The sequence below is a fragment of the Methanofollis sp. genome (assembly GCF_028702905.1).
Classification (GTDB): domain Archaea; phylum Halobacteriota; class Methanomicrobia; order Methanomicrobiales; family Methanofollaceae; genus Methanofollis.
Window position 1 is genome coordinate 1 of the sequence record NZ_JAQVNX010000091.1, and the last position, 8,402, is coordinate 8,402.

Annotated in this window: 6 protein-coding genes and 1 pseudogene; 1 reads left to right on the top strand and 6 read right to left on the bottom strand. The window is 57.4% G+C overall.

Annotated elements, in window-relative coordinates:
* Positions 1-80: 80 nt before the first annotated feature.
* The 6 genes from PHP59_RS09920 to PHP59_RS09945 form a co-directional block, all read right to left on the bottom strand.
* Entirely contained in the window at positions 81-1,499 is a 1,419-nt protein-coding gene (locus tag PHP59_RS09920; RefSeq protein ID WP_300166526.1) for a polysaccharide deacetylase family protein, read from the bottom strand.
* A 22-nt stretch (positions 1,500-1,521) separates the two neighbouring features.
* Positions 1,522-3,138 carry a glycosyltransferase family 39 protein gene (locus tag PHP59_RS09925; protein ID WP_300166528.1) on the bottom strand — a complete coding sequence of 539 codons (1,617 nt, stop codon included), beginning with the start codon at positions 3,136-3,138 and terminating at the stop codon, positions 1,522-1,524.
* A 489-nt stretch (positions 3,139-3,627) separates the two neighbouring features.
* Complete coding sequence (locus PHP59_RS09930) at positions 3,628-4,701, bottom strand: DNA topoisomerase IV subunit A (protein WP_300166536.1); 1,074 nt, start codon at positions 4,699-4,701, stop codon at positions 3,628-3,630.
* Between the two features lie 14 nt (positions 4,702-4,715).
* Positions 4,716-6,515: a DNA topoisomerase VI subunit B gene (locus PHP59_RS09935; protein WP_300166530.1), complete on the bottom strand. Its 1,800-nt coding sequence runs from the start codon at positions 6,513-6,515 to the stop codon at positions 4,716-4,718.
* Positions 6,502-7,734 carry a histidine--tRNA ligase gene (gene hisS, locus PHP59_RS09940; protein WP_300166532.1) on the bottom strand — a complete coding sequence of 411 codons (1,233 nt, stop codon included), beginning with the start codon at positions 7,732-7,734 and terminating at the stop codon, positions 6,502-6,504. Before hisS ends, PHP59_RS09935 begins: the two co-directional genes overlap by 14 nt.
* Positions 7,735-7,776: 42 nt before the next feature.
* The gene (locus PHP59_RS09945) at positions 7,777-8,085 is read right to left on the bottom strand and encodes an ABC transporter permease (RefSeq protein ID WP_300166534.1); all 309 of its coding nucleotides are present in this window, start codon (positions 8,083-8,085) and stop codon (positions 7,777-7,779) included.
* A gap of 48 nt (positions 8,086-8,133) precedes the next feature.
* Between PHP59_RS09945 and PHP59_RS09950 the strand changes: the two are divergent.
* A pseudogene (locus tag PHP59_RS09950) lies at positions 8,134-8,402 on the top strand (phosphoribosylaminoimidazole carboxylase); the annotation flags it as partial.

Sequence of the window (8,402 nt, forward strand, 5' to 3'; positions counted from 1 at the left end):
GGATATGCGACACGACGCCAACCTCCACCCCCTGTTTGCCGAGGGAACGAACCGCAGCAAGAGTATGTTTGTAATTCCCATCAGTCAGCAGTACCTTCATGCACTTTCACCAAGATCTCAGGAGATGAATACTGTAGATCAACATATCCCGCTCCTTCGATATAATCACCCGTTATTTTCCCAAGATTCACCGCGTCAGTATGGACACGGATCCTCATGAGAGGGAGAGATGGATCTGGACCGGTACCAGATAGCCGGATTCTGAGGCCCTCTGGTACGCGCTCGGTGTGAAGGACGAAATATGAGCGAGCAGTGAACCAGCGCACCGCCTCTTTTACCGGCGCCACCCACGCCCCATCTGCGACCGCCCTCTCCACCAGCGCCTGATAAAAACCACCCCAATTCTTCGGCGCCGCCATGCTCACCTGGTGCCAAAGAAGAGTGACGACACCCCCGTACTGCTTCGCATATGCCAGCACCTCCTCGCACCGGCGCATCCCGGCCTCCTCAGAGAGACGGAGGCATGCACCGCGGCCCCCATCATCAGACGAGTTCCAGGTCTTTCCGCCGAAGAGACCTCCGTCCTGGATGATCAGGGGTACCTCCAGCAAGCGCCCGCACCCGCGCGGCCTGTAGGGCTGCATCGTCCCGGCCCTGAAGCCCACGTCGTCGTTGTACCCGAAGGTCGAGTCATAGGCATACCCCGCCTCATCGAGTATCTTCCAGGAGTCCGCATCGAAGAGCAGCCAGTGGACGCGCGTCCCCCCCTCCACACCGGTGAGATCGGTCACACGTCGCAACTCCTCCCGCGCCGCACCGTCGTCCCGCCAGTTATCGAGGCCGTGCACCCCGACCTCCCAGCCGCCGTCGGTGAGCCTCTGGATCAGATCAGGGTCGAGGTCGTAGTATCCCGCGCGGATCGCGGGCGCGCCCTCCCCCGCCTTCCCCTTGAAGGGGAGGAAGAACCAGGTCGAGCGCACGCCGAGGTTTTCCTCCAGCCGCATCCACTCCTCGAAGCAGTGCCAGGGATCCTTCCCGACCCCGCACTTCGCACCGAGGATCTGAAGAGCATCCCTCACCATACCCTTCCGCAGGCACTGATACACCGCATACCCGACCGAGACCCAGCGCCTCTCCCGCACCGAGGTGATGTCCACGTCATGGGTGAGGGCGACGATGTACGAGTAGCCCCAGGGCACAGGCGGGATCTCCACGAGGAGAGTGTGCTCCTTCAGGACCTGGCGCAGTTCGTCAATGAGGACCTCGACCACAGGTTCGTGGCAGTGGGGGAGGCCCTCGTTCAAGGTCCGCGCGATCTCGGCAAAATAGTCCTTCTCAGAGAGGTCGACGAGATAGGCGCCGGCCGTGTCGACCTCCCCCTTGCGGGCGATGACCACGTCATAGGTGTGCGACGGGTCGTACCACTCCCACGGGATCTTGAAGAGTTGGAAGGTCTCCTCGACGGCATAGGCATTATCATAGTAAACACCGATTGTCATAGGACCTAAATTTAAACCTCCATCATTTATCACAAACAAGATAAACCGAATAATCCGTACCCTCTATCGTTCCTATGTACTGATAATTATCACTAATGTATTGGAAAACCATAGTAAAAGAATCAGGCAACTGATATCTTCCAGATACCCCATATTTTGACTTTAAATCCTGCTTTACCCCTCTCTGCCACTTCATTCTTTCACTTTCATTAACAGGAGGAACGATAGCATCACAAGAATGCATATCAATAATGAGTTTAGGTCTATTCTTTATGAGATCTTGTAAAAATTCTTGAGTACGGTCACCGCTAGAGTAACCTTTCGTATAAAGAGGCCATTGGTATACATATTTTGAGGGGGATTGCCGATTTGATAGTACATTGATCTCTGTTTCAGCACCCCAGATGAGTACATAATCGGAATTATTAGAATTACTGGTAACGTATTTGATGACATTTATCCTGCTATCATCCCTTGAATTCTCGGTCATAACAGAGTACAAGGAGATCAAAGGAGAATATAATAATACCAAGACGAGAAGAACGATAATTAAAGATTTAGTAGAATATTTTACACTCCATAATTTGGGTTTCTGCGTTTCAACAAAATTATAGATCATATACCCAAAAAGAATAATACAAGGAGCCAGCAAAGCAAATCCATAATGTGCAAAGGGTCTTCCAGATATCGCAACGAGTACGCACTCGATAGGAAAACTAAATATAGCGACAGAAAGTAGGGCATTATGCCAGAAATCACGATGATATAAAGCATAAGAAATCAAAAGGATCCATACTGCAACAGCAAAGAGCCAGAGATGACCAAGGCTACGGAAAATTGCGATGCTATAAAATAATTTTGTTAAAAGAGGAGTGGACGAATAATACAGATTGTAGAATAAAACGGCATCAATACACGGGCCCAATGCATGACACTCATAAAAATAAAATCCAAACACTGCGAGAGGTACACAGAAAAACAGTGGGAATACGATCATCTCTTTTTTAATGGATTTACCATACAAAAATCCGCACAAAATGGTCAATCCAACAATTGCAATCGAAATCCCAATTAAATTTGGTTTTAATGTGAATAACAACCCCGATATCAAACCAAGTGATGAGAATTTCAATAGCGGGTCATATTCCGAGGTAAAGAGATATATCGCGAAAAAAATGAGTGGAAGAGAATATTCCTCAGTATAATTTCCCGGACCAAGATTAAAAAATGAGATAATAAAAATAATTGTTGAGAATAACCCGCTAAGGGATCCAAAGTATTTTTTTAATATCACATAGCAGAAAAATGAGGACACAACTACAGATAATAATTCAATAAACCACACTCCCCATAAAGAATTATTGAACATTAATGCTATTGCATCAAGGAAAAATATCAGAGGAGGTTTGTGATCCCAAATATCAAGATATGGCACTTTTCCATTTAATATGCCTTGCGCAACATAGATAAATACACCCGAATCTCTATTGGGAAGAGGGTTGAAAAGCGGAGACATACGTAATGAGAAAAATAAAATAAATAAGAATAATATCAAGTATGTAACATAGGTCCTTTCTACAATAGCAGAGATTTTAGAGCCCAAAATATTTAATTTCGTTTTTAAATCAAATGAAAACATAAAATAATGTCTTAATCAAAATATCATATACTTTGCGTATTTAAACGAGACTATATGTCAAATTAGAGGGCTTTGTAGAAACCCTCCTGTTCTGGGTGATGTCGCCCCCTAGAATTTTATTGAGTGAGTATGGATCCCACGCCTTCCCCCCCATATCTCACATGGTTTTCCCTCGGAAATAACAGATTTTCTCAAGTTCCCTCCGGTCACATTCCCCGGATCCTGATCAGGATTGACCTCATGAAGGCGTGTGAATCTTGAAGAAGGAGATGGATATCTACCTCTGCCCTCAGGCGGGGATGCGGCGAGTCCCTCACAGTCAACACTTGAGAATATGAAATCTGCACCTAGAGATCCATGGTTTGCCCGAATTCGCTAACTTTTGTTCCCAGAAAAATGATGGCGGGAGGGATGACGACAAACCTTTCACCCTTCTTCCATTAAGAGCAGAGAAAGGTTTCGAAATGGCCAAAACATCTTAAAAAAATATTACAGCACCCCCATCTCACTCACCCTTGCCGGCAAATACTCCTTCGTCACGAAGTCCAGCCCCTGGCTTGCAAACGCCTGCTGTTCCGCCTTCAGCCCCATCTCGAGCTGCAACCCGATCTGCTCCCGCCAGTAGTCTGTCGCGAACCGCGGGTCAGTCAACTCCGCCTTCAGGGCCGCCACGTCCTGCTCTGAGAGGTGGTCGGACGGGAGATCATAATCCCGAATATCAGAAGGCTGCACCCCGATGAACTGCGCCTGCGGCGTCGCCAGCAGTTCGGACATGTGCGCCGCCTTGATCGAGCCGTACGCCACCGAGGCATAGATGCGGTACGACCAGGGGTCGCCGTCGGTGAAGACGACGATCGGGAGCTTGAACTCCTCGTTGATGCGCTTGAGGAGCCGCCGCGTCGAGCGCGCGGGCTGGCCCTTCAGGTGGACGAGGGCCGCGCCGTACTCGTCGTCGAAACCGTTCTCGATGAGGCGCGCGTACATACCGCCCGTCTCCAGGGCGATGACGAATTTGGCGTCATGGTCCAGGAAGTCGAGGGCGTCGACATTGTTCGGGATCTGGTAGCCGGTCTCGCCCACGTCGTCCTGGCAGTGGATCTCCCGCACGCCCCGCCGCGTCTTCTCCCTGATCCTGATAGGCCCGAAGATCGAGGCCCCGTCCTCCTCCGGGCGGAGGTGGTAGACCTCCCGCTGGATGTCGGTGAGGATCTCCAGGTCCTCGACAAGCTTGTTGGACTCGTCCTGAGCCCCGAACTTCGCCTGCTTCCAGCCCTCGGAGATGTAGTACATCTCTCTCAAGGTCGAGGACCGGTTCTCGGCCAGTTGCTGTTTCAGGAAACCGATCACGTACGCCATCTTCAGGAGGTGGACGGCCCCCTTCGCGGTGGCGGCTGAGCGCATGCTCTCCTTGTCGCCGTACTTCCAGACCTCGCTCTCCTCGTCGTACGCGATGTTCTGTTTGGTCCGCGTCGGCAGGGCGATCGAGGGGACACGGCCGTCGGAAAGCTGGTCGTACCAGCGCTCCGCGATCGCCTTCAGTTTTTCAAGGCCGAGGGCCTCCATCTCTTCCTTCACGGTCACAGGTACACCACCACTTTCTTCGCGTCCTCGACGCCGCGCACGTCCAGCATGCCGCCGCCCTTCCCGGTGTAGACGACATGCCAGCCCTCGCCGGGAGCGAGGGCGCAGTTCCAGACACGCGTGTACTCGCCGTCGAGGTCGCTTGCAAATGCGGGCGCAGGCTCCGCGTCCTTTGCGGCGTCGGGAGAGATGTCGTAGACGACCAGGGCGAGGTCGTCGGCCGTGTGGTTGCGCACCTCGATGAGCACCCGGCCGTCATAGGACCGCTTCCGTGCGACAAGCCTGTGCATGATCCGCCCCTCGATCGCCGAGATGTCGGGCACCGGCTTTTCCACGATCGCGGCTACCTTCTCGGCGATCGCGGGCATCACCGCGCAGACGGCCCGCGCCCGGTCATCCTTCTGCTTGTTCCTCTCCCGCCGGGCGAGGTACGCCTTCAACTCCCGCCCCAGGTCCTGAAGGGCGAGGGTGACCTCCTTCTCGATCTCCGGGATCGAGGCGACCGCGTCCTTGCTCTCCGAGGTGAAGGGGACGTTCGTCGAGGCAACGTGGACGAGGACGAGCACCGGCCCTGTCGGGAGGCCAGACTGGGAGAGCCCGTAGTTCTTCCAGTTCACGCCGGCGACCTGCGCCGTGATCGCACAGGCCCCCTGCTGGTACAGCAGGGGCACGCGGTTTGCAAAGCGCATCAGCTGCGCCGTTCCCTCGGCATCGAGTTTCCCGCCATAGCCGATCGCCGTCTCCACGACAAAGGGGTGACCGGAAAAGACAGAAGCCGGGCGGGTCCGCGCCTTCACGAAGTCCGGCTGGAACTCCTTCTCCAACCCCTGGACGATGAGATCCTCCCCGATCGGGGAGAGGCACTGGTTCGTCGGCGGCGCCGGGACATGCACAGACTGCATCGCCGCAAGAAGGGTCTTCAGGGCGTCGGGGGCGACCGCACCCATCTTCGCCCCGACAGGGAGGCCGGCGGCAGCCGCGATCTCCTCCGCGGTCTTCTTTCCCACCCGGCAGAAACTCCCGACGAGAAAATCGTCAAGGGTGACGTCGGCCTTCGTGGCCGCCATCCTCTTCAGGGTGCCGAGTTCGATGCCGTGCGGGTGGGGCTGGATCGCCTGAGGCGGCACGATCGGTTCTGCCGAGACCCGTTCGAAGGTCATCGCCTCGCCGTCGATCTCGATGCTGATCCGCGCGTGCGGGTTCACGACCGAGGTGTAGCGGAGGTACTCGATGAGGCGCTTTCGCGCCGCAAGGGTGCTCGTGAACTCCAGCTCGATCCTGGTGCCGTGCGTCCTGTCCCAGGCGACCTCCTCGTGGCCGAGCACCTCGGGTTCATTCGTCTCGGTCCTGATCATCAGGGAGAAGCGGTGGGCCGGCACCTTCGCGGAGGTGCGGGAGACGACCACGGCAGGCGTGCCCGTGGTCAGTTGCGCATAGAGGACCGCGGCCGAGATGCCGATCCCCTGCTGGCCGCGGCTCTGTCTGATCTGGTGGAAGCGGGAGCCGTACAGGAGTTTGCCGAAGACGTACGGCACCTGTTCGGGGACGATGCCCGGGCCGTTGTCCTCGACGGCCACCCGATATGCATCGGGCGAGGCCTTCCTGATGGAGACGAAGATGTCGGGGAGGACACCCGCCTCCTCGCAGGCGTCGAGGGCATTGTCCACCGCCTCCTTGATGGTGGTGATGATCCCCCGCGTCGGAGAATCGAAGCCGAGGAGGTGCTTGTTCTTCTCGAAGAACTCCGCGACGCTGATGCTCTTCTGCTGTTTCGCAAGGTCTTCAGCGAGCACCAACGCCCTTCACCCCGGCGATCGCCTCGTCAGGCTTCATCTCCCGCTGCTCGCCGGAATGAAGGTCCTTGAGGGTGACCGTCCCTGCCTCTGCCTCGCGCGTGCCCATGATGCAGGCATAGTCCGCGGTCTTTGCGGCATGCGCGAGCTGCGCCCCCATGCCGCGGCCGAGCAGGTTCACCTCGGCCCTGACGCCGGCGGCGCGCATGCTCCGGGCGACCCCGAAGGCCGCCGCTTCGAGGCCGGGCTGGGAGAGGACGGCGACGACCGGCTGCTTCTCCAGGGGATAGTCGCCGAGGGAGACCATCACGCGGTCGAAACCGATCGCAAACCCGCAGCTCGGGGCGTCGTCCCCGCCGAAGAGCTGGGCAAGTCTGTAGTTGCCGCCGCCGAGCACCTGGTTCTCGGCACCCAGGTTGTGGGCGAAGCCCTCGAAGACCATGCCCGTGTAGTAGTCCAGGCCGCGCGCGATCCCGAAGTTCACCGTGTAGTCGATCTCCTCGCCGTCCAGGATCCGGAAGATCCCCTCGACCCGCTCCTTCTCCGGGATATCGCCGCAGATCTCGAAGGCCTCCGCGGGGCCCCGGCAGGAGACTAGGCCGGTGAGGGAGTCCTCGAGCTCGGCCTGCCCGCAGGTCTCCAGGCAGCCCTTCAGGCCGTCCAGGTCGCGCTTGTCGAGGTACGCCATCACCTGTCTCTGGAGCGAGGGTTCCACGCCGGAGAGGAGGTGCTTCATCGGCGCCAGGAACCCGACCTTCAGGTCGTAGTCCAGGCCGACAGAACGGAGGAGGTCGTCGGCGACCATGATCACCTCGGCATCGGCCGCCGCGGAGTCCGCGCCGATCAGTTCGACGCCGAACTGCCAGAACTGGCGGTACCGACCCTTCTGGGGCCTTTCGTACCGGAAACAGTCGGCCACATAGTACCAGCGGAGGGGCTTTGCGATGGAGCGCCCCTCGTTCACATACATCCGCGAGACCGAGGCCGTCACCTCGGGCCGCAGGGTCATCTGCCGCCCGCTCTTGTCCTCGAAGACGTACATCTCCTGCTTGATGTTCTCGCCCGAACGCATGGTGAAGAGTTCGAGGTGCTCGAAGGTCGGGGTGCAGACCTCGCCGTAGCCCCACCGCCCGACGGCCTCGCGCATCTTCGCTTCCGCAGTGCGCCGCTGCGCCATCTCGTCGGGCAGAAAGTCCCTGGTTCCGCGTGGTTTCTGTAGCATCAGATCGACTCCTGCCGTAAAATTTGCGTTTCAGACCTTATCTTACCTGCGGGGAACATTCCCGAAAAAGCGCGTCGCGGCGCTCTCCCCGCCTGTCCAGACCTTCTCCCGCGGCACGCGCCCCTGGAGGTACAGGGCGAGGAGGACCGCGCCGAGAGCGAGGAACTCGAGGTCCGGGTTTGTCAGGGCCATCAGGGACCCGAAGAGGGCGAGGGCCGAGTAGAGCACGCCCCTGTACGCCGCCTGCCTGTAGCCGGGGAGGGCGGTCCGATAAAAGATCCGGGCGTCGCGCAGCCAGAGGAAGAACGTCGCCGCAGTGCCGAAGGCGGCCACGTAGACAAGATAGGTCATTACCGTGGGTGATTTATTATCCCCGCACCCATATTTTACTATTGGACCATGACTGCGGACACTATCCTGAGAGAGGTGCTTGCCGCGTACGCCGCCGGCAGGATCTCCCTCGACGATACCATTGACAGGATATCGGGGCTGAGGGTCGAGAAGGTGGGGGAACTCGCCAGGATCGACCTCGGGCGGGAGGTGCGGTGCGGCATCCCCGAGGCGGTGCTCGCGGAGGGAAAGGAGACGGCCGACCTGGTGGCGATCATGCTCAAACATGCCGACGCTGCAGGGCGCTGTCTCGCCACGCGGGTCTCCCCCGAGCAGGC

What these genes read in the sequence shown, in the direction of transcription:
- PHP59_RS09920 (WP_300166526.1), bottom strand. Translation starts at nt 1,499, where the DNA reads ATGACAATCGGTGTTTACTATGATAATGCCTATGCCGTCGAGGAGACC.
- PHP59_RS09925 (WP_300166528.1), bottom strand. Translation starts at nt 3,138, where the DNA reads ATGTTTTCATTTGATTTAAAAACGAAATTAAATATTTTGGGCTCTAAA.
- PHP59_RS09930 (WP_300166536.1), bottom strand. Translation starts at nt 4,701, where the DNA reads ATGGAGGCCCTCGGCCTTGAAAAACTGAAGGCGATCGCGGAGCGCTGG.
- hisS (WP_300166532.1), bottom strand. Translation starts at nt 7,734, where the DNA reads ATGCTACAGAAACCACGCGGAACCAGGGACTTTCTGCCCGACGAGATG.
- PHP59_RS09945 (WP_300166534.1), bottom strand. Translation starts at nt 8,085, where the DNA reads ATGACCTATCTTGTCTACGTGGCCGCCTTCGGCACTGCGGCGACGTTC.